The 25,071-nt window shown below is 72.7% G+C and carries 19 protein-coding genes; 8 read left to right on the top strand and 11 right to left on the bottom strand.

Annotation, left to right across the window (positions count from 1 at the left end; genetic code table 11):
* The first annotated feature begins 46 nt into the window (after positions 1-46).
* The 3 genes from G567_RS26495 to G567_RS35890 all read left to right on the top strand — a co-directional run bounded on the left by G567_RS26495 (position 47) and on the right by G567_RS35890 (position 3,736).
* A complete protein-coding gene (locus G567_RS26495) occupies positions 47-391 on the top strand; it encodes a N,N-dimethylformamidase alpha subunit family protein (protein WP_037055582.1) in 345 nt (114 codons plus the stop codon).
* A complete protein-coding gene (locus G567_RS0102910; RefSeq protein ID WP_028928782.1) occupies positions 388-2,676 on the top strand; it encodes a N,N-dimethylformamidase beta subunit family domain-containing protein in 2,289 nt (762 codons plus the stop codon). Before G567_RS26495 ends, G567_RS0102910 begins: the two co-directional genes overlap by 4 nt.
* A 79-nt stretch (positions 2,677-2,755) precedes the next feature.
* Complete coding sequence (locus G567_RS35890) at positions 2,756-3,736, top strand: helix-turn-helix transcriptional regulator (protein WP_147200889.1); 981 nt, start codon at positions 2,756-2,758, stop codon at positions 3,734-3,736.
* A gap of 88 nt (positions 3,737-3,824) precedes the next feature.
* Here G567_RS35890 and G567_RS0102900 read toward each other — a convergent pair whose 3' ends face one another.
* Both G567_RS0102900 and G567_RS26490 read right to left on the bottom strand, forming a co-directional pair.
* Positions 3,825-4,433 (bottom strand): DUF1707 SHOCT-like domain-containing protein, encoded by a 609-nt coding sequence (locus tag G567_RS0102900; RefSeq protein WP_037055577.1) that lies wholly within the window; start codon positions 4,431-4,433, stop codon positions 3,825-3,827.
* A gap of 50 nt (positions 4,434-4,483) precedes the next feature.
* The gene (locus G567_RS26490) at positions 4,484-6,250 is read right to left on the bottom strand and encodes a hypothetical protein (protein ID WP_051232158.1); all 1,767 of its coding nucleotides are present in this window, start codon (positions 6,248-6,250) and stop codon (positions 4,484-4,486) included.
* A gap of 72 nt (positions 6,251-6,322) precedes the next feature.
* On the opposite strand from G567_RS26490, the gene dprE1 reads away from it, so the two are divergent.
* The gene (dprE1, locus tag G567_RS0102890; protein WP_037055575.1) at positions 6,323-7,678 is read left to right on the top strand and encodes a decaprenylphosphoryl-beta-D-ribose oxidase; all 1,356 of its coding nucleotides are present in this window, start codon (positions 6,323-6,325) and stop codon (positions 7,676-7,678) included.
* 33 nt (positions 7,679-7,711) lie between these two features.
* On the opposite strand, the gene G567_RS33830 is transcribed toward dprE1, so the two are convergent.
* Positions 7,712-8,365: an RNA-guided endonuclease InsQ/TnpB family protein gene (locus tag G567_RS33830; RefSeq protein WP_161631661.1), complete on the bottom strand. Its 654-nt coding sequence runs from the start codon at positions 8,363-8,365 to the stop codon at positions 7,712-7,714.
* Positions 8,366-8,496: 131 nt separating this feature from the next.
* Here G567_RS33830 and dprE2 point away from each other — a divergent pair, with 131 nt between their 5' ends.
* Entirely contained in the window at positions 8,497-9,246 is a 750-nt protein-coding gene (gene dprE2 / locus G567_RS0102880) for a decaprenylphospho-beta-D-erythro-pentofuranosid-2-ulose 2-reductase (RefSeq protein WP_028928779.1), read from the top strand.
* A gap of 78 nt (positions 9,247-9,324) precedes the next feature.
* On the opposite strand, the gene G567_RS0102875 is transcribed toward dprE2, so the two are convergent.
* The 7 genes from G567_RS0102875 to G567_RS31705 all read right to left on the bottom strand — a co-directional run bounded on the left by G567_RS0102875 (position 9,325) and on the right by G567_RS31705 (position 14,276).
* The gene (locus G567_RS0102875) at positions 9,325-9,972 is read right to left on the bottom strand and encodes a response regulator (protein ID WP_028928778.1); all 648 of its coding nucleotides are present in this window, start codon (positions 9,970-9,972) and stop codon (positions 9,325-9,327) included.
* Positions 9,941-10,906: a sensor histidine kinase gene (locus G567_RS26480; protein ID WP_147200887.1), complete on the bottom strand. Its 966-nt coding sequence runs from the start codon at positions 10,904-10,906 to the stop codon at positions 9,941-9,943. The genes G567_RS0102875 and G567_RS26480 overlap by 32 nt, the downstream gene beginning before the upstream one ends.
* Before the next feature lie 93 nt (positions 10,907-10,999).
* Positions 11,000-11,404, bottom strand: a complete 405-nt coding sequence (locus G567_RS31710; protein WP_051232155.1) for a hypothetical protein — start codon at positions 11,402-11,404, stop codon at positions 11,000-11,002.
* The gene (locus tag G567_RS26475) at positions 11,392-12,024 is read right to left on the bottom strand and encodes a hypothetical protein (protein WP_147200886.1); all 633 of its coding nucleotides are present in this window, start codon (positions 12,022-12,024) and stop codon (positions 11,392-11,394) included. The genes G567_RS31710 and G567_RS26475 overlap by 13 nt, the downstream gene beginning before the upstream one ends.
* A 19-nt stretch (positions 12,025-12,043) precedes the next feature.
* Positions 12,044-12,613, bottom strand: a complete 570-nt coding sequence (locus G567_RS0102865) for a hypothetical protein (protein ID WP_028928777.1) — start codon at positions 12,611-12,613, stop codon at positions 12,044-12,046.
* Between the two features lie 285 nt (positions 12,614-12,898).
* Complete coding sequence (locus tag G567_RS0102860; RefSeq protein ID WP_028928776.1) at positions 12,899-13,564, bottom strand: nitroreductase family protein; 666 nt, start codon at positions 13,562-13,564, stop codon at positions 12,899-12,901.
* 7 nt (positions 13,565-13,571) lie between these two features.
* On the bottom strand, positions 13,572-14,276 hold the full coding sequence (locus tag G567_RS31705; protein ID WP_161631660.1) for a class I SAM-dependent methyltransferase: 705 nt from the start codon (positions 14,274-14,276) through the stop codon (positions 13,572-13,574).
* Positions 14,277-14,446: 170 nt separating this feature from the next.
* On the opposite strand from G567_RS31705, the gene G567_RS26465 reads away from it, so the two are divergent.
* From G567_RS26465 to G567_RS26455, 3 genes are all read left to right on the top strand, one after another.
* Positions 14,447-17,677 carry an arabinosyltransferase domain-containing protein gene (locus G567_RS26465; protein WP_051232153.1) on the top strand — a complete coding sequence of 1,077 codons (3,231 nt, stop codon included), beginning with the start codon at positions 14,447-14,449 and terminating at the stop codon, positions 17,675-17,677.
* A 216-nt stretch (positions 17,678-17,893) separates the two neighbouring features.
* The gene (locus tag G567_RS26460) at positions 17,894-20,884 is read left to right on the top strand and encodes an arabinosyltransferase domain-containing protein (protein WP_051232151.1); all 2,991 of its coding nucleotides are present in this window, start codon (positions 17,894-17,896) and stop codon (positions 20,882-20,884) included.
* Positions 20,885-20,974: 90 nt separating this feature from the next.
* Positions 20,975-22,951, top strand: a complete 1,977-nt coding sequence (locus G567_RS26455) for a glycosyltransferase (RefSeq protein WP_051232149.1) — start codon at positions 20,975-20,977, stop codon at positions 22,949-22,951.
* Positions 22,952-23,022: 71 nt separating this feature from the next.
* Here G567_RS26455 and G567_RS0102835 read toward each other — a convergent pair whose 3' ends face one another.
* Complete coding sequence (locus G567_RS0102835) at positions 23,023-25,071, bottom strand: glycosyltransferase (RefSeq protein WP_245585514.1); 2,049 nt, start codon at positions 25,069-25,071, stop codon at positions 23,023-23,025.

The following is a 25,071-nucleotide window of genomic DNA, read 5'->3' as shown; positions in this document are numbered from 1 at the left end:
TCGCTGAGGCTCCCACCCGGGGCCCACCAGCGAGAGGCGGTAACAGATGCGGGATCGGCAACTCGAGGTCTACGAGCTCTTCGAACAGCGGTCGCGAGAACGCGTGGCCGGACTGCTGACCGACGAGCTGATCGCCGAACACGCCGCCAACCCGTCGGGCCCGCACAGCGACGCCCTGCAGCGCGTCCTGCGCTACCTGCGCCGTGCGCCGGTGCCGGGAAAATACGTCATCGTCGCGGTCGAGCCGTGGAAGGAATACCGCATCGGGGTGCTGAGCGCGGCGCGCGGCGAGGCACCGGCCGTGCTCGACGACGGCCCGTACGGCACCGAGGAGGAGGCCATGCACGCGGTCTTCCGAAAGCGGGTCGACGACCTACGGGGAGCGGCATGATGGTCGACGTCGTGCGTCCCGCGGTCACCGGCTACGCCGACCGGTTCTCGGTCGCCCCGGGCGAACCCATCGAGTTCAAGATCAGCTGTGCTGAGCCCGGCGAGTTCACCGCCGAGGTCGTCCGGCTGCGCAACGGCGACACCAATCCGGCCGGGCCCGGCTTCCGCGAGGAGGTGGTGCCGACCCCGGCCACGGGACGTTATCCGGGTCGGAAGCAGGAGATTCGCACCGGCTCGGCGGTGATCGTCGACGATGCCGGCGGTCTCGCGCTCACCGCCGCGGGCGCCGTGCACGTCCTCGCCCAGCCGACCACACCGGCCCTCGACGGTCAGACCCTGCTGTCGCGGTGGGACTCCGCGATCGGGACCGGGTGGTGGCTCGGCCTGACCGACGGCGGGCGTCTCACGCTGCGTCTCGGCGACGGCTCGACGGTGCACGAGACCGTCACGCAGCAGCCGCTGCAGGCCTGGACCTGGTACTCGATCATCGCAAGCTGGCACGAGGGCGCCACCCAGCTCACCGCCGATCCGACCCTGACCTCGGTGAACAGCCTGTGGAGCCCGGCGATCGGAATCGTGACCAGCACCGACGGGACGGGCAGCGGGGCCCCGGCGGCGGCCCTCGCGGCGGCTCCGACGGTGCTCGCCGCATGCTGGGACGGCGCGGCCGGGATGATCTGTGGCCACTACAACGGCAAGCTGGATACCCCCACGATCCTCGACGGCCCGCCGGACGACGCCGCTCGCGCGGCGCTCGCCCGGGGCGAACGCCCGGCGTCCGGACTGCTCGCCCGCTGGGAGTTCAGCGCCGAGATCGGACCGGCGGGCGTCGCCGCGGACCGCTGCGCCGACGTCGGGCCCCACAGCTGGCACGGCCGCTGCCACAACCAGCCCTACCGAGGCATGACCGGCTGGAACTGGACCGGCGAGGAGGAGAACTACCGGCACGCGCCCGAGCAATACGGCGCCCTCCACTTCTGTGCGGACGCGCTCGAGGACGCGCGCTGGGACACCGATGTCACCCTTGTCGTCCCTGATGACCTGCCCAGCGGCGTGTACGCGCTGCGCGTGACGCTCGGCGGACACGTCGACCACATCCCGTTCTGGGTGCTGCCGCCGCGCGGCACCGCGACGTCACGGGTGCTGCTGCTGTTCCCGACCGCGAGCTATCTGGCCTACGCCAACGACCACATCGTTCCCGAGGTGCCGGTCGCCCAGTCGATCCTCGGACACACCTCGGTGATGGCCGCCGCCGACCTGAACCTGCTCGAGCACCCCGAGTTCGGGCTGTCGACCTACGATCACCACGCCGACGGCACGGGGGTGGCCCATTCGTCGCGGCTGCGTCCGATCGTCACCATGCGACCCGGCTTCCGGCACACGACCGGGTCGCTGTGGCAGTTCCCCGCCGATCTGCACCTCGTGGACTGGCTCATGGGCATCGGCGTCGAGTTCGACGTGGCCACCGACGAGGACCTCGAACGGGAGGGCACCGAGCTGCTCGGCCGCTACCAGGTCGTCATCACCGGGACCCACCCCGAGTACTACTCGACGCGGATGCTCGACGCCTGGGAGACCTACCTCGCCCGCGGCGGGCGGGCGATGTACATGGGCGGCAACGGATTCTACTGGGTGACCAGTTACCACCCGGACAAGCCGTACCTGATCGAGGTGCGCAAGGGCGAGGCCGGCTGCCGGGCCTGGCAGGCCCGGCCCGGCGAGCTGCACATGACGTTCACCCCCGAACGCGGCGGCATCTGGCGCAACCGGGGCCGCGCCCCGCAGAAGCTGTTCGGCGTCGGCTTCGCCACCGAGGGGATGGACCGCTCGTCGGCCTACGTACCGCTCACCGACTTTGCCCATCCACAGGCGTCCTTCATCACCGACGGTCTCGACGACACCACCCTGATCGGTGACCACGGGCTGGTCGGCGGCGGCGCGGCCGGTCACGAATGCGACCGCTACGACCTCGCGCTCGGCACACCCGCCCACGCGCTGCTGCTGGCCACCAGTGCGGGCCGCCACTCGGACAACTACCCCCTGGTCGCGGAGGACATCTTCTTCCCGTTCGACGGCATGGGCGGAACCGACAGCTTCCAGGTCCGCGCGGACATCGTCTACTTCACCACGGCGGGCGGCGGCGCGGTGTTCTCGACCGGCTCGATCGCCTGGGCCGGCAGTCTGGCGCACAACGACTACGACAACGACATCTCCCGGCTCACCCGGAACGTGCTGACCCGGTTCGCCGACCCGGAACCGATCGAGCCGATGCCACTCGGCGCCTGACCCGCGTCCGACCGGCGCTTGTGACCCCCTCCCGCGGTGGAGAGACTGACACCGTCTCCACCGCGGGAGGGAGTCAGTCGTGCAGGACGCCATGACCCTGGCGATGAGCCTCGCTGCCGCCGCACACGGTCCGGTCACCCGCGAGGAGGCGGCCGCGGAGGTGCTCGGCGAGCTCTGCGCCCGCGCGCCGGTGGTCGCCGCCACGGTCGTCGCCTTCGACCCGATCGTGCGCGAACACGTCCCGCTCTGCGTGACCGGCTACCCCACGGACGTGCTGGACTTTCTGTGCTCGCCCGCGTTTCTCCGCGACGACGTCGGCTACCGGTTACTGGTGACCCGTCCCGAGCGGCGCGCCCGCTGCTGGCGCGATATCGACGTCGACTACACACGCACGCCCTCGGTGATCCAGGTCTTCCAGCCCGCGGGCTACGCCGGGGGTGCGACCGCCCGGCTGACCACCCGGGACGGCCGCTACACCGGCGACCTGCATCTGAGCACCACCGACCCGGACCTGCCCACCCCGCCGATGATGGCCGCGCTGCACCATCTGGCGCCGCTACTCGCGTCGGTCACCGACGTCACGCGGCGGATCAGCCTGCTGCTGGACGATCTCGAACGCGACGCCACCGCGGCGGTCGTCAGCGACCAGGCGGTCGTCGTGCCGTTACCCGACCGGGACGTGCCGGTCCCCCTCGATCGGGATCCGGATCTCGTCCGCCGGGTGACGGCGTGGCGTGGCGGTCCGGACGCCGTGGCCGAGGCGCGCTTCCTGCACCGGACGGGCGACCGATGGCATCGGGTCCGGCTGGTGAAGATCGCCGGTGGCACCCTGGTCGTGCTGCGCGAGACGCCGCCGCCCTACGGCCTCACCGCACGCGAGCTGCAGGTGCTGACCCTGCTCAGCGCCGGGCTGCTCAACGTGGCCATCGCGCACCGGCTGGGGATCAGTGAACGGACCGCGGCGCACCACGTCGAACACGTCCTGGCCAAGCTCGGGGCGTCGAGCCGGACCGCGGCCGCGCGCGGCGCCGTCGAGGAGGGTCTGCGCCTGCTGCCCTGACCCGGCCGTCGCCAACGAGGTCGTGGCGAAATCGGATCGATCCAGCTCGCCGCAACCTCGTTCTCGACGCGGCGGAGGCGGGGCTGGGTCAGAAGGTGATACCCGCGAAGCGATAGCGGTGGCGCACCGTCACCGAGCCCATCCCGCTGCGCCCGTACACCCGGAAATGCGGGTGGCCCGGGACGGGGGTGGCGGGAACCTTCGAGCGGACGGTGCCCATCCCGGCGACGAGCCCGTCGACGTCGGCGGTGGCGCCGTCGGGCACCAGCAGCCGGGCCGAGCCCGCGCCGAGCTGCAACTCCACCTCGACGACCGGATGCGGCAGCTCGGCGTCGCAGAAGTCGAGCAGGACCGAGCCCATCCCGCTGTGCACCCGCAGCCGCGCAGGCACCTGCCAGACACCGGTCCGGCGCAACCCGCCCATTCCGGCCCGCAGCACCACCGGCGGCCCCGCCGGCGTCGACGACACGGGCAGGGACCCGGTGACGTCGAGCGGGTCGCCGGGCAGATCTTCCAGCGGCGGGACCAGGTCGGCGCCGAATCGGGCGGCGTAGACGGCGGCGAGCCGCTCCTCCAGTTCGGCCACCGTGATGCGGCCCTCCGCCAGCGCCTGGTGCAGCCGCTGCGCGGCGCGCTCACGGTCCGCATCGGAGATGCGGATCCCGCGGCTGTCACCGGACGGGGGTTGCAGGCTCACAGAACGGAGCCTAGCCATCGGGTGCCCGCGACGTCCGCCCCGGACGCCGCTCAAAGACGGAACAGCCAGGCGTCCGCCACGCGCTCACCCGGACTCCCGGTGACCCGCCGGGTCCAGTCGAGGATCGGCCCCGCAGCCGCGTCCGGCGGGGGAACCACGATCACGACCGTCGCCCGTATCGACCGCAGCTCGGCACCGGCGTCGGCGGCGTAGCCCTCGTCCGGCGTGCCCTTCCCGTCCGCGATCCACGCCGCGCCGATCTGGTAGCGGTTCCACGGCGACTCGATCAGCACGTCGTGGACGGCGTCGGAGCCGATGAAATAGCCGCCGGTGGTGCGGTAGGCCATGCCTGACGCGACCTGCCAGCGCAGCGGCTCGGCGCCGCCGTACCACCAGCTGTTCAGCCGCGGATAGGTCTCGACGACGTCGTCGGCCCGCAGATGCTGCGCCGCGGTGGCGAAGAAGGCCGGCGTGGCGGCGGACTGGGTCTGCTGGCGGTCGGCCGGCAGCCAGGAGAGCAGCGCGACGGCGGTGAGCGCCGCGACGGCGACGCGCGCGCCGCGCGGTGCCATCGACGGCAGCCGGTCCAGCCACAGCGCGACCACGACCGCGACACACAGCACAACCACGATCTGGAGCCGGACCGGTTCGGCCTCCAGTAGCAGCGGTACCCCGGTGAACACCCGCCACGGCAGCGGAACGCCGGTGTGCTCGTCGAAGATCACCAGGGTGGGCCCGAGCGAGAACACATACGCGATGGCGCCCACGGTCGCGGCCACCCGCAACGCCGTGCACCGCACCGCGACCACCGCCACCACCAGCAGCGCGAGCATCGCCGGCCCCAGGTAGCCGCCCTGCTCGCCGAGATGTCCCTGCATCCGCTCGGCCGGCCCGTCGGGGGTGAACCGGAACGCGGTCAGGGACGTGGGGACGACCGCGTTGGCGAGGTCCGCCCCGGAGAACTCGACGTCCCGGATCGGGGCCCGGGGCCGGACCGGTCCGGCGAGGATCAGGTACAACGGGTAGGCGCACAGCACGGCGTACACCCCGAGGCAGGCCGGCCCGGCGCGGCACAGGCCGGGAAGCGCCGCGAGCGCCCGGCGCGGCCACCGGGCTGCGAGCACGGCCGCGGTGACGACGAGCATCAGCACGCCGAACGCGAGGGTCTGCGTGTAGAGCACCGTCTGGGCGGCCAGCACCACCCCGACCAGCGCGCCGGTGCGCAGCGGCCGCTCCAGCCTGCGCACGAACAGCACGTGCACCAGATACAGCAGGACCGGCGGCAGCACCGACCAGACGAGGTTGAGGTGGCCCGCGGAGGTGTGCGCGAGGTGGAACGGGCCGAACGCGTACAGCGCGCCGGCCACCGCGCGCGGCGCCCAGCGTCGGACGTACGGGCCCAGCGCCGCCGCCAGCGCCACCCCGGACACCACCGGGCCCAGGATCATGCCGGTGTTGTAGGCCGCGACCGGGCCCGCGGTGAGCGTGATCGGGGCGAGCGCCAGACCGAGCAGCGGCGTCCCGGTGTTCCACATGGCGTTGACGCCCAGCGGATAGTGCTGATGCGTCGTGAACAGCGGGTTCTCGCCGTGCAGCAGCGCCCACGGCGTCCAGTTCAGCCACCACATGAACAGGTCCGAATCGGCCGTGACCCGGCCGATCGTCGTCGTGGTGAACCCGCCGAGGACGCGGTGATGCAGGGCGAGCGAGCCGGCCAGGTACAGCGCCACCACCAGCACCGGCGGCGCCAGCCGTCGGACCCGGTCCGGCCGGGGGCGCGCGACGGTGTCCGCGGACCCGGTCCTCACCTCCAGCACACCGGGCAGCCTGGCACAGCCGCGCCGAGGTCACCGCGGAGGCGGTCCCCGCCACCGCGTAGCCTGGCGCCGATGTCGAGCCGGACCAGGAGCCTGCACGGCTGGGGACGCACCGCACCCACCGTCGCCGATGTGATCAGCCCGCGCAGCCCCGAGGACGTGGCGGCCGCGATCGCCGCCGCCGGTCCGCGTGGGATCATCGCCCGCGGGCTCGGTCGTTCCTACGGTGACCCCGCCCAGAACGCGGGCGGCACCGTGCTGGACATGACCGGGCTGGACACCATTCATTCCGTTGACGACGAGTCCGGGCGGGTCGTCGTCGACGCCGGGGTCAGCCTGGACACCCTGATGCGTCACGCGCTGCCGTTCGGGCTGTGGTTGCCGGTGCTGCCGGGCACCCGTCAGGTGACGGTCGGCGGCGCCATCGGCGCGGACATCCACGGCAAGGCCCACCACGTCGTCGGGAGCTTCGGCAACCACGTCGAGTCGCTCGACCTGGTCACCGCGGACGGGACGTTGCGCACGCTGACGCCCGACGGCGCGGACGCCGAGCTGTTCTGGGCGACGGTCGGCGGAATGGGTCTGACCGGCGTCGTCGTGCGCGCCACGCTGCTGTTGCAGCACGTCGAGACCGCGTACTTCGTCGTCGACACCGAACAGATCGACAACCTCGCCGACCTGATGGCCCGGCAGACCCAGGACGACGACAAATACGCCGAGTCGGTCTCCTGGTTCGACGCGGTCACCACCGGCAGGCATTTCGGCCGCGGGCTGCTCACCCGCGCCAACCACGCGAAGCTCGACGGCCTGCCCCCCAAGCTGCGTCGCGACCCCCTCAAGTTCGACGATCCGCAGCTGCTGACCGTGCCCGACGTCTTCCCGTCCGGGCTCCTCAACCGGGTCACCGGAAAGATCTTCAGCGAGCTCTGGTATCGCAAGTCGCCCACCAGGATGGGCGCGATCCAGAACATCACGCAGTTCCTGCACCCGCTGGACATCGTCGGCGAATGGAACCGCGGCTACGGTCCGCGCGGGTTCCTGCAGTACCAGTTCGTGGTGCCACCCGAGCGCGGCGAAGTGATCCACACCGTGCTGGAGCGGATGACCGCGGCCGGGCAGGTCTCCGCGCTCAACGTGCTCAAACGGTTCGGGGCAGGCAACCGGGCGCCGCTGTCGTTCCCGAAGCCCGGCTGGACGCTGTGCGTGGACATTCCCATCGGTCCCGGCCTGCGGGAGCTGTGCGACGAGCTCGACGAGCTCGTTCTCGACGCCGGCGGACGCCACTACCTGGCGAAGGAGTCGCGGACCTCGCCGGAGGCGATCCGGCGCGGCTACCCACGGCTCGACGAATGGCGCAAGGTTCGTGCCGCGGTGGACCCCGAGGGCGTGTTCGTCTCCGATATGGCGCGACGACTGGAGCTGCTTTGACGTCCTCCCGGCCCTGAAGGGCCGGGATTTCCACTACGCGACCCGGGGAGGTGCGTGTTGAGGTTCGCGCTTCGACGCCGACGAGTTCTCGGCTCCACGCACGGCCCGCCCGGCCGCAATGTTCTTCGCTGCGTTCACGTCGGCGTGCTCGGCGTGTCCGCAGGCCACGCAGCAGAAGAGGGCTTGGCTCTCGCGGCTCTCCCGTGCGATGTGCCCGCACGCCGAGCACGTCTGGCTCGTGTACGCGGGGTTGATCTTCTCGACCCGTCCGGGGGCCTTGTCCTGCAACCGCCGGAGGAACAGGCCCCAGCCTCCGGCGAGGATCGACCGGTTCAGCGCGGCCTTGGCGGCGACGTTGCGTCCGGGCCGCTCGACGGTGCCGCGGGCGGACCGGGTCATGTTCTTGATCCGCAGGTCCTCGATGCGGATCCGGTCGAACCGCCACGCCAGCTCGGTGCTGGCCTTCTCGACGAAGTCGCGGCGCCGGTCGGCGTTACGGGCGTGCAGCCGGGCCAGGCGCTGTCTGGCCTTGCGGCGGTTGAGCTGCTCCCCATACCCGGGCATGTGCTGGCCGGGCCGGGAGTGGCCGAGCTGTTCGACGGCGAGGTTCCACACGTGGCGGGCGTGCGCCCAGTGGCCGAGCAGACCCGCCTCCTGGGCGCGGGTGGGGTAGCGCCGGAGCCTCATGTGCGCACCATCCCACGCCCCACCGACAGTTCCTGGGAAAGGAGGCAGCGCCAGTCCTCCGCCCGCCGAAGCGGGCGCTCTCCTGGCGCAACTTCGATGAACGACATGATCGACACTGTGCGGAGCGAGCAATGATCGACGCCGTGGGCAATCCGCAGAGCATTCTGCTGCTGGGCGGAACATCCGAGATCGGGCTGGCCATCGTCGAGGCGTTCGCCGCGGGTCGGCCGCCGCGAGTCGTGCTCGCGGCGCGGCCGTCCGACCGGCTCGATGCGGCGCGCGGGCGCCTGGAGGCCTCCGGATGCGCGGTCGAGACGCTCGACTTCGACGCGCGGGCGGTGGAGACCCACACCGAGGTGGTGCGCAAGGCCTTCGCCGGCGGAGACATCGACGTCGCGATCGTGGCCTTCGGTTTGCTCGGGGACAACGAGAAGGCCTGGACCGACGTTGCCGTGGCGGTCGAGCTCGCGCAGGTGAACTACACCGGCGCGGTAGCGGTCGGGGTGGCGCTGGCCGAGCGGTTCTCCGAGCAGGGCCACGGCAGCATCGTGGCGCTGTCGTCGGTGGCGGGCGAGCGGGCCCGCCGGGCCAACTTCGTCTACGGCTCCACCAAGGCCGGGCTCGACGCGTTCTACACCGGTCTGACCGAGGCGCTGCGCCCGCGCGGCGTGACCGTGACGGTCGTCCGGCCGGGCTTCGTGCACACGAGGATGACCGAGGGACTCAAGCCCGCCCCGTTCTCCACCACCCCGGGGGCGGTGGCGGCGATCGTGGTGGACGCGGTGCGGACACGGAAGGAGCTGGTCTGGGCACCGGCTCCGCTGCGGTTCGTGATGAGCGCGCTGCGCCACCTCCCCCGCCCCCTCTTCCGCCGCCTGTGAACCCCTGTGAGTGCGTAACAGTGTTCTAACACTGTTACGCACTCACAGCCCCACCTGGGCAGCGCAAACAGGGCCGGATCAGCCGCCCAGCCCGGAGCGGCGGGCGAGCGCGGCCGCGGCGGCCCGGTCGGCGACCTGCAGCTTGGCGAAGATGTTCGAGACGTGGTTGCGCACGGTCTTGCCACTCACGCCAAGCCGCGCCGCGATCTGCGGGTTGGTGAGATGGCGGGCGACAAGGTCGAGCACCTCCCGCTCGCGGACCGTGAGTTCGGGGAACGGCGGCGCGGCCGGTTGCGCGGGCGGCGCCGCGAAGTACACCCCGAGCCGGGCGGCCACACTCGGCCCGAAGATCGCCTCGCCGTCGGCGACCGCGCGAACCGACCGCAGGATCTCGGTGCGGTCCGCGCCCTTGAGCAGGTAGCCGCGCGCCCCGGCGCGCAGCGCGGCGAACACCGACTCGTCGTCGTCGGACATGCTCAGCACGAGCACCCGCGCGTGCGGGCTGGCCGCCACGATCCGCTCGGCGGCGGCGACACCGCCCATGCCGGGCATGGTCAGGTCCAGCAGCACCACGTCGGGCTGGTGCGCCGCGACCGCGGCGAGCGCCTCCTCACCGCTGGCCGACTCGCCACACACCTCCAGGTCCGGGGCAGTGGCCAGCAGGGCGCGCAGCCCGGCCCGGAAGTGCGCGTGGTCATCGACCAGCAGGATCCGGACACGGTCCACCCTCGCCCTCCTCCGCCCGCCTCAACGGCAGCTCCGCACGCACCAGCGTGCCGCCACCGGCGCGGTCGATCACAGTACAGCTCCCGCCCAGCTCGGCGGCCCGCTCCCGGATCGACGCCAGCCCGACGCCCATGTCGCTCTCGTCCCGGTCGGCCGCCCCGCCACGCCCGTCGTCGGCCACCTCGACGACGAGCGTCCCGCCCCCCACCGCCAGCCGGATACACGCCGAGCGCGCCGCGGCGTGCCGGTCGACGTTAGTCACCGCCTCGAGAGCGATGCGGTAGGCCGCCACCTCCGCCGCAGCGGGCAGCGCGGGCAGCGCGGGCAGCGGGGCGGGCACCTCCAACGCGACGGGGGTGCCGCCGCCGGGCCGGCCGGCGAGATGCGCCTCGATCGCGCCCGCCAGTCCGAGCGTGTCCAGCGCGGGCGGCCGCAGGCCGTCGACCAGCCTGCGCACGTCATCGAGGGCGGTCTGCGCGTCCACGGCGATCTCGGCGAGCAGGTTGCGGGCCTGCGCGGGGCCGAGCTCGCGGGCGGCCTCAGCGCGCATCGTCAACCCGGCGAGCGCCGGCCCGAGGCCGTCGTGCAGGTCGCGACGCAGCCGGCGCCGCTCCTCCTCGCGGGCGACGACCAGCCGCTCCCGCGAGCGTTGCAGGTCGGCGGCGAGCCGGGCGGCGCGATCGGCCTCCCGCACCGCGCGGGCCGCCACTGCGATCGGCCGGGCGAGCTCGCGCAGCACCCGCAGATCCCGCGGGCCGAGCGTCCGCTCGCCGGGGCGAGGCCCGAGCACCAGGCTGCCGATTCGTTCGCCCTCCGTGATGAGCGGCACGACGGTGGGCTCCGCAGGCTCGGGGCCCAGCGCGACCCGCCGCCCGCCGTCGACCTCGATCGCCACCGAAGAGAGCTGCAGGGCGTCGCGGACGGTCGCGGCCACCGTCGGCAACGTGCCAGCGTCCTGCACGAGCTCCAGACGCCGCCCCAGCCGCGAGAGCACCGCGTAGGGATCGCCGCGCTCGCCGTAGAGCAGTCACTCGACGCGGCGCTGCAGCCGTGAACGCAGCGGCGCGAACAGCACCTCGGCGAGCCCGGCGCCGAGCAGCGCGGCGGGCAGCTCGACCGCCGAACCCAGCACCGGGGCAAGCCAGGCTCCGGCGAGCGCGACCACCGCGAGATAGATGCCCGCCACGCAGCCGGAAAGCACCACCAGCAGCACGGTGCGCCCGATGAGGCGGTCGATGTCGAACAGCCGGTGCCGGACGACGGCGATACCGACCGCGACGGGGAGCAGCGCGCCTGCCACCCCGCCTGCCAGTTCCCAGGGCAGGCTGCCCACCGGGAAAACCGCGTCCGGGTTATCGTCGGTCAGCCCGGCGACGAGCCGTACGACGATCACCAGCGCGGCGAGTCCGACCGCGTAGGCTAGCCACTCCACCTGCCTGCGCCGCTCCGGATCAGCCCCGCCACCAGCCCGACCCCGGCCGCGACGAGCACCAGGCCGGTGCCCAGGGTGAACACCGTGGCGAACGCGTCGGCGAGCGGCGCGAGGCCGGGCACGCCGACCGGGTTGGGCCTGCCCGGCACGCCGAGCTGGGTGTCCGGGCCCGGTCGCAGCGCGTTTAGCAGGGCGGTCACGACGCCCAGCGAGGCGAACGCGGCGAGCGGCCACCGCCATCGCGCTCCGGCCTGGCCGTCGGGGAAGAACACCGGCACCGCGGCGAGCAGCGCGTTCGCCGGCACCCACAGCCAGGTCTGCGGCCAGCCGAGTGTGACGGCGGGCGGGCCCTCGAGCCACCGCGCCGCCCGCCCGCAGGCCTCGAGCGCGGCGAAGCAGGCTGCGCTGCCGAGCAGTAGTGCACCAACCGGGTTGGCCGGGCGCTGCCGCACGACGAGGCCGCCGGTGACGCCGCAGGCGACGACGAACACCAGGTAGACCAGGTCGATCACGGGCACGCCCGCGGCGAGGGCGAGCCCGGCCCCGATCCCGACCAACGCGAGGGTGATACCAGTCAGCGGCAGCGCCGCCCGCCGGGCGAGCCGCGCGCCTGCGTTCATCGGCGCAGACGATATCCGGTCAGGGGCGAGCGGTTCGGCGCGCCAGCGCGGCACCCGTCCCGATCAGCCACAGCGCGCCAGGCACGACGGCGATGTACTGCACCGGCAGCACCTGAGTGGCCGCGAGCAGCAGCGCCATCAGCGCGCTGAACAGGGCGACGACCCGGCCGACCGAGCCCCGGCGCAGGCCACCCAGCGCGACCGCTCCCGCCGAGAGAGCCAGCCCACCCCACAGCCACGCCATCGTGTTGTAGATCGCGACGTGAGCGCCGATGGTGTCGGGGTCAACCGGCTGCGCGCCGGTGAGCGCCCAGTACAGCTCGGTGGAGATCCCGCTGCCGACGAGCAGCGCGACCGCGGTCAGCACGATCCCGCTCGCTGCGATCTGGGACACGAGACCGCCAGCGGGCTCCTGGGTGGCGAGGTGGCGCCGCAGCCCGGCCGCGAACACGACGAGGCACGCGGCGACCACGGCGCAGACCGCCTGCTGCACCCACACCAGCGTCGCGCGCTCGGCGACGGCGGCAGCCAGCGCACCGTTGTCGGCGACGACGCCGGTCTTGAAGTCGTAGAGGTCGCCCGTGGCCATCAGCCCGACGATGCCGAGCAGGCCGCCGAGGGCGCCGGCCCACGCCCAGCCGCGGCCGGTGGCCGTTGGCCGTTGGCCGTTGGCGGGGCGGTGGTCACCGGTCGGGGCAAGCTGGCAGTGGAATCGGTGGCGGTCATGACACGCTCCTTGAATCGGGGATCCGGTACGTGTCGACCCTCCCCGTCGCGACGGCCCGCGGTCACGGGTCGGCTGTCCCAGCTGCGCCGGGAAGTGTGCGGGACAGCCCGGGAGGCCCTGTGAGTGCGTAACAGTGTTCTAACACTGTTACGCACTCACAGGGGACCACGAGTTGAGGTGGAGGACCGCGTCCAGGGACTGGCGTGGGGCAGGCTTGAAATCGGTGCCCTTGGTATAGGCAACCGGCAGCAGCACACCCTGGCGCACCCGCGCCGGGATACCGAGCAGCTCGGCAATCTCCTTCTCGTACTCCAGGTGCAGCGTCGTCCACGCGCTGCCCAGCCCGCGGGCCCGGGCCGCCAGCTGGAAGCTCCACGCCGCCGGCAGCAGTGAGCCCCACAACCCAGCCTGGTTGCCGGCAGGTAGCTGCAACCCGACGAAGATCGCGCCGATGACCAGCACCGGGACCTCGGCCATATGCGCGGCCAGATGGTCGGCGCTGGACGCGACGCGGGTCTGGGTGGCGTCGCGCGCCGGGTCGTCGAATCTCCTCGCCCCGCTATAGCTCGCGGAGCGCCGGTAGGCGTCGAAGGACTGCGCGTAATAGCCGGCGATGGCCTTCTTCAGCCCGGGGTCGGTGACGACGATCCAGTGCCAGCTCTGCGCATTGCTTCCGGTCGGCGCCTGCAGCGCCACTTCCAGGCACTCCCGGATCACCTCGAGCGGGACGGGCCGCTCCAGGTCGAGACGCTTGCGCACCGATCGCGTGGTCGTCAGCAGTTCGTCGGGGTTCAGTGGCAGCAGCTCGGTCATGCCCCGATCATCGTCCACCGTCACGGGTCCGGCACCCGGTCTTCTCCAGAACGAAGACCGAGGATTCACCGGATCCTGGTGCGACGAGCAGGTGGCCCAGGACGAACTGGGTGACGGCCGGGGCGGCGCGCAGGTCGAGCAGCTTCGGCATCCGCCCGTAGGGCACGTCCCACAGCCCGTCGCTGCCCTCCCGGACGATCCGAAACCCCGCGTCGGTGAGAATGGTTCGCCACCGCGCATGCGGCTTGAGATTGATACGCATCGGGTCGGCGAAGCCGGACCAGTTCGTACCGCCCAGCTCGCGTCCCCGCCCGCCGGGGTCGGTCACCACGAGCAGCACTCGCCCGCCGGGACGCAGCACCCGTCGCCAGGTGCGAACCGCCTCAGCTGCGGCGACGTCGTCGAGGCGCTCCAGGACATGAATCGCGACGACGCCGCGGAACGCGCCATCGGGAAGCTGGTCCATCGACGTCGAGACCGGGTAACCCGGCGCGTTCTCCCGCGCCGCGCGCGCCGCCTGCTCGGAGATCTCGAAACCCGAGGCCGGTCCGTGTCGCGCGAGCCTGCGCAGCAGTTGCCCGGAACCGCAACCGAAGTCCAGATACGGGCCGGGGCCGAGGTAGCGGCGGACCATCCGGACGTACCAGCGAAGCGGTGGCCTGCTTTCGAGCTGCATGGCGGTGGCGTGGTCCTCGTCGTTTTGCGTACTCATCGCGCCCGATCCGATCACAGAAGCCGCACGGCCCGCGCCTCCGGACACCATCCGGTCGCCGCGAATGCCGAGGTCATCCCGCCCCGTGAGTGCGTAACAGTGTTAGAACACTGTTACGCACTCACGGGGCGGAATCGGGACCGCAGCCGAGGATGTCTAGCCTCTGCCGCGTGCTGACGTCCGACCAGGCGATCACCGACAGACGTTGGGGCCCCGGCAGCCCGGGGCCCCAACCCACGCACAGCCCCTCCCGATCGCGCTGGACAGCCGCGGCGCTCGGCCTGCTGGCCGCCCTGCTCGCCGTCGCGTTCCCCCTCCTGCCGGTGCAGCAGAACACCGCGGAGCTGCGGTGGCCGACCGCGTCCGGCGGCACCGCCCCGGTGACCGCCCCGCTGGTCGCCTACCGGCCCCAACACCTCGACGCCGAGATCAGCTGCTCCGCTATCCGGGACCTCGACGCGCACAGCGCGGCATCCGCGACCCTGTTCGCGACGACCCCACCGGCGTCTCCCGACGGCGCGCAGGTCGGGCTGACGGCCACGGTCGGCGACGGGATGCTGACCGTCGTCAATCGCGGCGAGCAGGTGGCCGACGCCCCTGTCCCGCCCGGTGACTGCGTCCTGACCATCCGCACGGACGCGGCGCACACGGTGGTCGGTCTCGGCGGGAGCATCCTGGTGAGCCAACGCGGGGACCACCGGCCGCAGGTCGTCGGCGTTTACTCCGATCTCGACGGCACCCGGGACGACGTCGCGGGCGCCGCGGTGCGGATCGAGGTGGACAACCGCTTCGACACCTCGGCAACCGGCGTGAAGATCGCCGCGGGCGTCCTCATCGTGCTGGCCATGGTCGGCAGCCTGTGGGCGCTGCGGCGGATCGACGGGCGCGAGGGTCGCCGGCTACCCCGCACCGGGAAGCTGCCCGGCAGGCTCCGCGGCCACGACCCGGTCCGCGATCTCACCGTGCTGGCCGTCCTGGCGGTGTGGCTGGTGATCGGCGCGACGACGACCGATGACGGCTACATCCTCGATATCACCCGTGCCAAGGAGTCGTCCGGCTTCATCGGGAACTACTACCGGTGGTTCAACGCGCCGGAGGCCCCGTTCGGGTGGTTCTACGAGTTGTACTCGCTCTGGTCCGGGGTCTCCGGCGCGGTCCTCTGGTTGCGGATTCCCGCGTTCGTCATGGGGGTGGCGTCCTGGTTGCTGCTCAGCCGGTGGTTGCTCCCGAGGCTCGGGGTGCAGGTTCGCCGCAGCCGCGCCGCCGGCTGGGCCGCCGCCGCGGTGTTCCTGTGCTTCTGGCTGCCGTTCAACAACGGCCTGCGACCCGAGCCGGTCGTGGTGATCGCGGCGCTGCTGTCGCTGTGCGCGATGGAGCGCGCGCTCGCGACCCGGCGGCTGGTTCCGGTCGCGCTCGCCCTCGTCGCCGGTGCGTTCGCGGTGGCGGCGACACCGACCGGGCTGCTGGCGCTGGCCCCGTTGCTCGGCTCCGCGCGCCCGCTGCTGCGGTTGCTCCGGGAACGGGCCGCGACCGTCGGCTGGGCGGCGGTGCTGGGCCCGCTGGCCGCCGCCGGAACGGTGGTACTCGTCGCGATCTTCGGCGACCAGACCTACGCCGCGATCGCCGAGGCGACCAGGGTCCGGACCGAGATCGGTCCGAACCTGTCCTGGTTCGCCGAGCTCTACCGCTACAACCTGCTGTTCTCCAACGGCCGCGACGGTTCGCTCGCCCGCCGGTTCCCGGTGCTGCTGCTGATGCTCTGTACCGCCGTCGCGACGGTCGTGATGCTGCGCCGCGGCCGCATTCCGGGGGCGGCCCTGGGTCCGGGCCGCCGGCTGATCGGCAGCATCGTGTTCGCCTTCGCGGTGCTGACCCTCACACCGACGAAGTGGACGCACCACTTCGGGGCGTTCGCCGCGCTCGGCGCGGGAATGGCGGCGCTGGCGGCACTGGCCACGAGCACCCAGGTGCTCCGGTCCCGGCGCAACCAGGCCGCGTTCCTCTCGGTCGTGCTCGTCGTCACCGCGTTGGCCTTCACCGGTCCCAACGCCTGGTACTACGTGTCGAGCTGGGGAGTTCCGTGGTTCGACAAGGCCCCGGTGGTGAACGGGTACACCGCGATGAATCTGCTGCTGATGGCGGCGGCCGCCGCGCTCGTCGTCGCGGTGATCGAACATCTGCGCGGGCCCGAGGTCCCGCGGCCGGTCCGTCGCAGACCGGACGGCCGGACGAGGGCGTTGCGCCTCGGTTCGGCCCCGCTGGCGGTGATCTGCGGGTTGGTGGTGCTGTTCGAGATGGCCTCGATGGTGAAGGGCATGCAGAAGCAGGCGGGCAGCTACTCGCTGGGCGCGGACATCCTCACCGACCCGGCGGGTGCGCGGTGCGGCCTCGCCGGACGGCTGTTCGTCGAGACCGAGCCGTCGGCCGGGGTTCTCCCATCCGCTCCGCCGGTGGGCGACGATCCCGGGCAGGATCCGATCGCGGAGGGTTTCCATCCCGACGGGCTTCCGCCCACCGGCCCCGGTTCGCTGCGCGACACCGACGGCCAGGGCAACCGGGAGGACGGGATCACCGGCACCGGCCCGCTCGGCGGGCCTGTTCTCGGGAGCTTCGTTCCGGACGTCGACGCCACGGGCACCCTGCGGACCGGCTGGTACGCGCTCCCCGCGCACGCCACGAGCGGCGCGGCCCCGCTGGTGCTCGGGATCGCCGGGCAGGTCGGCGACGGCACGTCGCTGACGCTGGAGTTCGCCCGGACCGGCCCCGACGGGACCCAGGTCGTCGAGCGGATCGAACCCGCGGGCCACGCAGGCACTGTGACCACGACCGCCGATCCGCTCGGTTCGGCGGCGGGCACCGCGGCCTGGCGCGATGTGCGGCTCGACCTGGCCGGGCGGCCCGCCGCGGAGGCCGACCGGGTGCGGATCCTCGCCGAGGACCGCGCGGTGACCTCAGACGGATGGATCGCGGTCGCGCCGCCGCGGGTGCCGCTGCTGACGCCGATGACCGAGCTGATGGCGGGCTCCGCTGGGGCCCTGGACTGGCCGGTTCCACTCGCCAGCCCGTGCCTGCGTCCGTTCGGCATCGACCGCGGGGTGGCGGAGCTGCCCCGCTACCGGGTCCTTGCCGACCAGCAGCAGCGCGAGGTCGGGGACGACTGGAGCTCCGCGTCCGCCGGCGGGCCCCTCGGGTGGATCCAGCAGACGACGCAGCAACGGCTGGTGCCGACCTATCTCGAAGGCGAGTGGGACCGGGACTGGGGCCAGCTCCGCCTCCTGCAGCCGTATGCCCCCGACGCCGGACGTCCGGACGTCGTCGAGGGGACCGAGACGGTGTGGGGATGGCAGCAGGCGGGTCCGATCGGGGCGCCACCTCCCGACCGCAGCCCCGCGAAGGAATGACCGAGCAGTCCCGTTCCGCCGACGACCGACGGACGCACTTCCCGACCGTCGAGCTGATCGCGCCACGACAAGCCCAGGCCCCCCACCCGTGAGTGCGTAACAGTTTTAGAAAACTGTTACGCACTCACGGAGCGAGGGGCGGCGACGGGGCGCCGATAGCCTGGCGAGGTGCTGTCGCCGGCTTCCGCACCCGAGTCCGTCGGCCGAAGCGGATCCGTGGACATCCCCACACCGACACCCGCGACGGGGCCGCGGCGCTGGGCCCTCGTCCTCGGCCTGATCTCCGCGCTGGCCGCGCTGGCCTTCCCGTTCGCGCCGGTCACCCAGCCCGTCGTCGAGTACTCGTGGACCCCCGCCGACGGAACGGCCGCCGCGATCCCGCTGATGCCCTACCAGCCGGTGGACCTCTCGGCGTCGGTGAGCTGCACGGCAGTCCGGACGGCGGCACCCGGCACCCTGGTGCTGGCGACGGTCCCACCGCAGACCGACCCGACCGCCGAGCGCCTGGCCGGGCTGGAGCTGCGCGCCGCGGGATCGGGGCTGCAGGTGCGAAGCGCGGGGGTCGACCTCGGGATGGCGGCGCTTCCCCCCGGGGACTGCACCTTCACGCTCACCTCCGACTTCAACCGCACCCAGCTGCTGCGCGACGGCATCCCGGTGCTCTCGGGCGAGGGCGACCTGCGGCCCGCGGTGGCCGGCGCCTTCACCGCAGCCGGTGACCCCGCCGGGCTCGCGCTGAACCTGACCGCCGACACCCGCTTCCAGACCACGATCGGCCCGCTCAAGGCGACGCTGGCCGCGCTGTGCGTGCTCGGCCTGCTCGGGATGCTCATCGCGCTGGGCCGCTGCGACCGGGCGGTACGTCTGCGGGTGCGGCTGCGCGGTCGCATCGGGCGGCCGAGACCGGTGGACCTGGTGGTCACCGCGCTGCTCGGGCTGTGGTGGGTGATCGGCCCGATCACCGTCGACGACGGCTATATCACCGGGATCGTCCGCAACCGCGACAGCAGCGGCTTCATCGGCAACGTCTACCGCTGGCTCGACGCGCCGGAGGCCCCGTTCAGCTGGTTCTACGAGCTCTACCACTGGTGGTCGCAGATCTCGGCGTCGACGCTGTGGATGCGGCTGCCCTCAACCCTGCTGGGGCTGGCGTGCTGGGCCGTGCTGTCCCGCGCCGTGCTGCCCCGGCTGGGCCGGTTCGCCGCGCGGCCGAGCGCGCCGTGGCTGGCCGCGGTCGCCTTCGCCGCCTGGTGGCTGCCGTTCAACCTGGGGCTGCGGCCCGAGCCGTGGGTCGCGCTCGGGTCGCTGGCGGTGTTCGTCGCGGTGGAACGCGCGGTGGCCACCCGCGCGGTGCTGCCGCTGGCGGTGGGTCTGCTCCTCGCCGGGGCGACGACCGCGCTCACTCCCGGCGGGCTGATGGCATTCACCCCGGTGCTCGCGGCGGGCCTGCCGCTGCTGCGGCTGCTGCGCGTACGCCGCGATCTGCACCGGCTGCCGCTGCTCGTCGCGCTCGTGGCGGCGCCCGCGGCCGCGGTGCTGCTGATGTTCGCCGACCAGAGCCTGGCCGCGGCGCTGGAGGCCGTGCGGGTTCGCGGCCTGATCGGGGGCGGCGTCCCGTGGTATCAGGAATACCAGCGCTACCAGCTGTTGCTGGAACCGGACAACTTCCAGGGCACCATCGGGAAACGCGCCCCCGTGCTGCTCACCCTGCTCGCCACCGCCGGGGTCGTCTGGTCGCTGGCCGCGCGCGGCCGGGCCGGGATCGCGGCCGGACCAGCACGCCGGCTTGTCGTCGCGTTCGGGCTCTCGCTGGTGGCGATGGCCGCCACCCCGACGAAGTGGACCCAGCATTTCGGCGACGTCGCGGGCCTCGGTGCCGCGGTGCTGCTGCTCGGGTTCGTCGCCTGGTCGGCGCCCGCATTGCGGGTCCGCGCCGGGACCGCGAGGCCGGTGCTCGCCGGGCTCGCGCTGCTCACCGTGCTCGGGTCGCTCGTGCTCGCCGGGACCAACTCGTGGCCGTATGTCTCGGGCTGGTACTCGATCACCTGGAGCACGATGTCGCCACAGCTCGCCGGCGTTCTGTTCGCCGTGGTGTGGCTCGTCGCGGGTGTCGTGCTGCTCGTCGCGCTGCTGGTGCGTTCGGCTTGGCGCGGATCGGCGGCGGGCTCCGGTCCGGCGGCGCGCCGGGTGGCCGCGGCGGTCCCGCTGCCCCGCCGGGTGCCCGCCCCGGCCTCGGTGGCACTGGTGCTGGTGTTCGGGGTGGTGGCGCTGCAGGTGCTCGGTTTCGCGAAGACGAGCCTCACGCACCGCGACGGCTACACGCTCGCCGCGGACGCCGCGGCCGTCCTGGGGGGCCAACCGTGCGGGCTGCAGCGGGATCTCTCGGTGGAGACCGACCCGGCGGCGGGGGTGCTCCCCACGGTCGGAGCGTCCGCCCCGGTGTTGCCGGTGGTGCCCGCCGATACCGGCGGTCACGTGCTGCCCGGGATGGCCGTCGCCGGAACCGGCACCACCCCGTGGTTCGGGCTGGACGACGACCAGCGGACCGGACGGCTGCCCGTCGTCGTCACCGTGGCGGGATCGATGCGCCCGGGAGACCGGCTGCACGCCGAGTTCGCGACGCGGCCCGACGGTGAGGTCCTCGCCGAGCAGCCCGTGACCTCGCCCGGGCAGGCCGCCACGCCGGCCGACGTGCGGCTGATGGCTCCCCGCGGCGCCACGGCCGTCCGGCTCGTGGTCGACGCCCCCGCACTGCCGGTGGCCGGGACGGCCACCCCCGCGGTGGTCTCGCTGCCCCGGGTGCCGCGGCTGACCCCGATGACCGAGCTGCTGCCCCCGGGCACGCCCGCGATCCTCGACTGGCCGGTGGCGTTCGTCTTCCCGTGCCTGCGGCCCGAGCCCCTGTCCCTCGGCACGGCGGGCGTCGCGACCTGGCGGGTCGGTCCCCCGGCCGACGACCCGGCGGCGGCGATCACCTACTCGCCCGGCCATGGCGGCCCCTTCGCCGGACCCCGGCTGCTGGTCACCGAGCAGCGGATGGCCACCTACCTGCGCGGCGACCCGACCCGTGACGCCGCGCAGCTCTATCGATGGGTTCCGATCCAGCCGCTCGCCACTCCGGCACCGAGCGTGACCGATCGCACCGTCGCCGGTTGGTACGCCGAGGGGCGCACCCGCGTGCCGGGCCTGGATCCGGTCGGTCGGTGAGCGACACGCTTCGGCCCCGAAGCACCATCAGCGGCCCGTCTGACCCACAATGTTCGTGATCCCACCCTCGACCGGAGGACGACCTTTCGCATGCCTGGCTCACCCGGCTCCACCGAGACGCAGGCGCGCACCGTCATGGACGCCGCCATGAACGACGTGCCCGCGCCATCCGCCGCCGCGGCGCCGGCGCCACCTCCCGAACCGACGGCCCGGCTGGTCATCCAGCGCGGCCTGTGCCGCGGCCCCTCGGCGCTGGTCCCCGAAGATCTCTACTGCGTGGTCGAGTGGGGTGGGGCGCGCCGTGAGCGGCACCGCGTCGAGCTCGCCCCGGCCAGCCAGGTCAGCACGAACACCTACTTCGGCCGGGTCCACGCCACCTACTGGCAGCGCTGGACCGATGTCACCGAGGTCGAGGTCTCGATGCGCGCCAGCGGGTCGGGGCGGATCCGGGTGCTGGCCTCGGACACCAACAAGGTGTGGCGCATCGTCGCCGCATACGACGTGGCCGACGCGCAGGGCGCCGCCGTCCGGCTGAACGCGCCCATCGACCGCTTCGTCGACGGCGGCGGGCTGTGGCTGGAGTTCACCACCGAAACCGGTGAGCTCGCCGTCTCCGACGTGCGCTGGACCGTCCCGGCGCCGGCCGTGCGCCCGGTGTCCGTGGTCATCTGCACCTACAACCGCGTCGAGGACGGCCTCAACACCCTGCAGGCGCTCGCCGACGACCCGGAGCCGCTCGCGACCGTCGACCTGATCTACGTCGTCGACCAGGGCAGCGACCCGCTCGAGTCGCGGCCTCGGTTCGCCGATGTGGCGGCGCGGCTCGGTGACCGGCTTCGTTACATTCGCCAGCCGAATCTGGGCGGGGCGGGCGGGTTCACCCGCGGGTTGTTCGAGGTCGCGGGCGCCGGCGACGAGCGCGCCGACGTCGTGTTCATGGACGACGACGTGCTGCTGGAGCCGGAGATCCTCATCCGGCTCACCGCGTTCGCCAACCGCACGACGCACCCCACGATCGTCGGCGGGCAGATGCTCAACCTGCTGCATCCCGGGCATCTGCATATCAGCGCAGAGTACGCCGATCCCGAGCTGTTGCTGGTCGGCCTTCCGGTGCCCGGGGCGCTCAAGGAGGCCTATCTGCTCGGTCTCGACGAGCGCCGGCTACCGATCGTGCAGGAGCGGCGGGTCGACACCGAGTACAACGGCTGGTGGTCGTGCCTGATTCCGGCGGAGATCGTCGACGCGATCGGCTACCCGCTGCCGCTGTTCTTCCAGTGGGACGACGTCGAGTTCGGGTACCGGGCGCGGGCGCACGGCTTCCCGACGGTCGCGCTGCCCGGGGCCGGGGTGTGGCACGCCGACTTCGGATGGAAGGACTGGGACGAGTGGCACCGGTACTTCAACATCCGCAACGGCTTGATCACCGCCGCGCTGCACACCGGGTTCTCCGTCAGGCGGATCGGCCGCCGGGTCGGGCAGCTTCTCGCGCAGTACCTGGTCGGGATGCAGTACGGGCTGTCGGCGACGCTGCTGCAGGCCGTCGAGGACTTCCTCGACGGCCCGGAGATCCTGGACGACGGTTCGGCCGCCGCGGCCGCGAGGATCCGTCAGATCCGGGCCGCCTACCCCGAGACCGTGATGCACCCGATCAGCGAGGGGGGGAACGACTTCCGCGATATGCAGGTGGTCCGGGCGGCCAACCCACCCGGCAAGGAGCGCCTGACCTGGCTCAAGCGGGCCGTGTTCCACGCGACCGGGCGCTCGGTGCACCGGACCGGGATGGTGCCCGCCGGTGACGCGCATTGGTGGCACGTGTCGAACTTCGAGCGTGCGGTCGTCACCGACATGTCCGAGCAGGGCATCCGGATCCGCACCCGGGACCGGGCCCTGGCGCTGGAGCTGGCCAAGCGCGGGGCGCGGGTGCTGCGCAGGCTGGCCGTGGAGGGCCCGTCGGTGGTCGAGCGGTACCGGGCGGCGCAGCCGCGGCTGACCAGCCGCGAGAACTGGGCCCGCCTCTACGGCCTGGACCAGCCCCGCCCGCCCGTCCACAGCGTTATGGAGCCATAACGTCGTTCGAACCCGGCCGCCACGCGCGTTATGGAGCCATAATGTCGTTCGGGGCTGGGCGGGCGAAGGCGTCAGCGCTGGAAGATCTGCCGCCAGCCCTCGCGGCCGGTCAGCTCCGGCTGGGCCTCCCGGTAGCGGCGACGCAGCTCGGGCCAGGCCTTACCGATCTCCCGCAGCTGCGCCATCGACCGGCGCAGCTGCGCGGTGAACAGCTGCCGGTCGCGGCGCCGGAAGGTGACGCCGCGGCCGTCCGGAGTGGTCACCGTGGCCGAGTCGAGCCGGGACAGCACGAACCACTGCGCCTGCCGCGACGACACGTTGCGCTGCGGCACGACCTGGTCCGCCGGATCGGATGGGCGCAGATTGTGCAGCACACCCTTGACCAGCCCCTTCGCGATCGCCACCTTGCCGACCGGGGGTTCGGGGAACATCTGCGCGGCCATCTCGTCGAGATGCGAGAGCGGGACCTCGGTGGCGGAGTCGAGCGGACAGCCGTCGTCGTACTCGGCGCGCTTGGCCCGGATCTCCCCCAGCACCACCGGCAGCTTCGGGAACAGCGCCTCCGGGCCGGCCAGGAAGTCGCGCAGCGCCATCTCCTGCAGCGCCACCGCCGAATACTCCATCAGCAGCAGATGCCGCAGCGTGCGCTTGAGCGTGTCGCGCAGCAGCGCCTTCGGGTCCTCGGGGCCGTGCAGCGCCGCCGCGACGAACCGGTTGCGGTAGTGGAAGTAGGCCTGCCAGTCGCTGGTGTCGTCCTTCTCCATGAACGACATGTGCCAGATCCCGATGCCCGGCACGGTGGCCGTGCGATAGCCGCGGGACCGGGCGCGCAGCCCGTACTCGGCGTCGTCCCATTTGATGAACAGCGGCAGGGGCAGCCCGAGATCCTCGGCGACCATTCGCGGGATCAGGCACATCCACCAGGCGTTGTAGTCGACGTCGACGCGGCGGTGCAGCCAGGGCGTCTGGCGCAGGGTCTGGTCGGCGAAGTCGTGATGCGGATGGGTCTGGGGGGCGTTGCGCCACAGGAACGTGTTGCGGTCGACGACCTCACCCATCGTGGACAGCTGCGAGCGGACCTGCAACGACAGCATCTGCCCGCCGACGAGCATCGGCTCGCGGGCGAACCGGGAGAACGCGACGGCCCGCAGGATCGAGTCCGGCTCGAGCAGGATGTCGTCGTCCATGAACAGGATCTGCTCGCAGTCGATGCCCGCCCCGTCCGAGCCGTACAGGGCCTCGTACATGATCCGGGCGTAGCCGCCGGAGCCGCCGAGGTTGGGCTGGTCGATGATCCGCAGCCGGCCACCGAGCCGAGCCGCGGCCTGCGCATAGCCGTCGGCGTCGCGGACCTTCTGGGTGCCCTGGTCGGGCAGGATCACCGCGGTCACCACATCGAGGACGGCCGGGTCCGAGCCGATCGCGGCGAGCGTGGCGACGCAGTCGGCGGGCCGGTTGAACGTCGGCATCCCGACGGTCACCGCGGCCCGGCCCGGCGCCTCCTGCGCGGCGTACCAGCCGCCCTCGTGCACGACGAGCCCGTGGTCGTCGGTGGTGAGATCGAACCAGTACCAGCCGCCGTCCTCGAACGGGTGCAGGTCGAGGCCCAGGTCGACCTCGTGCCGGTCGGGTTCGGCGAGCAGTCCGCCGCAGACGTAGATCTGCGAGCCGTCGGCCTTGGTGCGGTACACGTCGACCCGTCCGGCGCCCTCCAGCGACAGCCGCAGGCGCACCTCGGTGAGGATCGACCAGCGCCGCCAGTAGCCGGCCGCGAAGCCGTTGAAATAGGCGCCGAAGGACACCTCGCTCTGCGCGGGCACGACGGCCGTCGTGCGCGAGGTGACGCGCAGCCGCCTGCCGTTCGCCGTCGAGACCGTCAGCGTCATCGGGTCCGCCAGCTCGCCGGGCTCCGGTTCGGTGGGCGCGAGCCGGGTGGCGGTCCGCTCGTCGACGTAGAGGGCGCGCACCCGCACCGGGTCGCTCGGGCGGGGCAGGATCACCCGCTGCAGCAGGCTGTGCACCTGGGCGGGCGGCTGTTCGAGATCCGGCCGCGGGCTTGACGCGGAACGGGCGGTCTCGGTGGCGACGTCGGTCATCGGGTGGGGTGCCTCGGTCCTCAT

The organism is Pseudonocardia asaccharolytica DSM 44247 = NBRC 16224, assembly GCF_000423625.1.
GTDB classification, from domain to species: Bacteria; Actinomycetota; Actinomycetes; order Mycobacteriales; family Pseudonocardiaceae; genus Pseudonocardia; species Pseudonocardia asaccharolytica.
Note: the sequence above shows the minus strand (reverse complement) of the source record. Positions and strands in the feature narration are given on the sequence as shown.

What these genes read in the sequence shown, in the direction of transcription:
- G567_RS0102865 (WP_028928777.1), bottom strand. Translation starts at nt 12,613, where the DNA reads ATGGCCACGGGCGACCTCTACGACTTCAAGACCGGCGTCGTCGCCGAC.
- G567_RS0102835 (WP_245585514.1), bottom strand. Translation starts at nt 25,071, where the DNA reads ATGAGGACCGAGGCACCCCACCCGATGACCGACGTCGCCACCGAGACC.
- dprE1 (WP_037055575.1), top strand. Translation starts at nt 6,323, where the DNA reads ATGTCGAGCCGGACCAGGAGCCTGCACGGCTGGGGACGCACCGCACCC.
- G567_RS33830 (WP_161631661.1), bottom strand. Translation starts at nt 8,365, where the DNA reads ATGAGGCTCCGGCGCTACCCCACCCGCGCCCAGGAGGCGGGTCTGCTC.
- G567_RS26495 (WP_037055582.1), top strand. Translation starts at nt 47, where the DNA reads ATGCGGGATCGGCAACTCGAGGTCTACGAGCTCTTCGAACAGCGGTCG.
- dprE2 (WP_028928779.1), top strand. Translation starts at nt 8,497, where the DNA reads ATGATCGACGCCGTGGGCAATCCGCAGAGCATTCTGCTGCTGGGCGGA.
- G567_RS26455 (WP_051232149.1), top strand. Translation starts at nt 20,975, where the DNA reads ATGCCTGGCTCACCCGGCTCCACCGAGACGCAGGCGCGCACCGTCATG.
- G567_RS31705 (WP_161631660.1), bottom strand. Translation starts at nt 14,276, where the DNA reads ATGAGTACGCAAAACGACGAGGACCACGCCACCGCCATGCAGCTCGAA.
- G567_RS0102860 (WP_028928776.1), bottom strand. Translation starts at nt 13,564, where the DNA reads ATGACCGAGCTGCTGCCACTGAACCCCGACGAACTGCTGACGACCACG.
- G567_RS26475 (WP_147200886.1), bottom strand. Translation starts at nt 12,024, where the DNA reads ATGAACGCAGGCGCGCGGCTCGCCCGGCGGGCGGCGCTGCCGCTGACT.
- G567_RS0102910 (WP_028928782.1), top strand. Translation starts at nt 388, where the DNA reads ATGATGGTCGACGTCGTGCGTCCCGCGGTCACCGGCTACGCCGACCGG.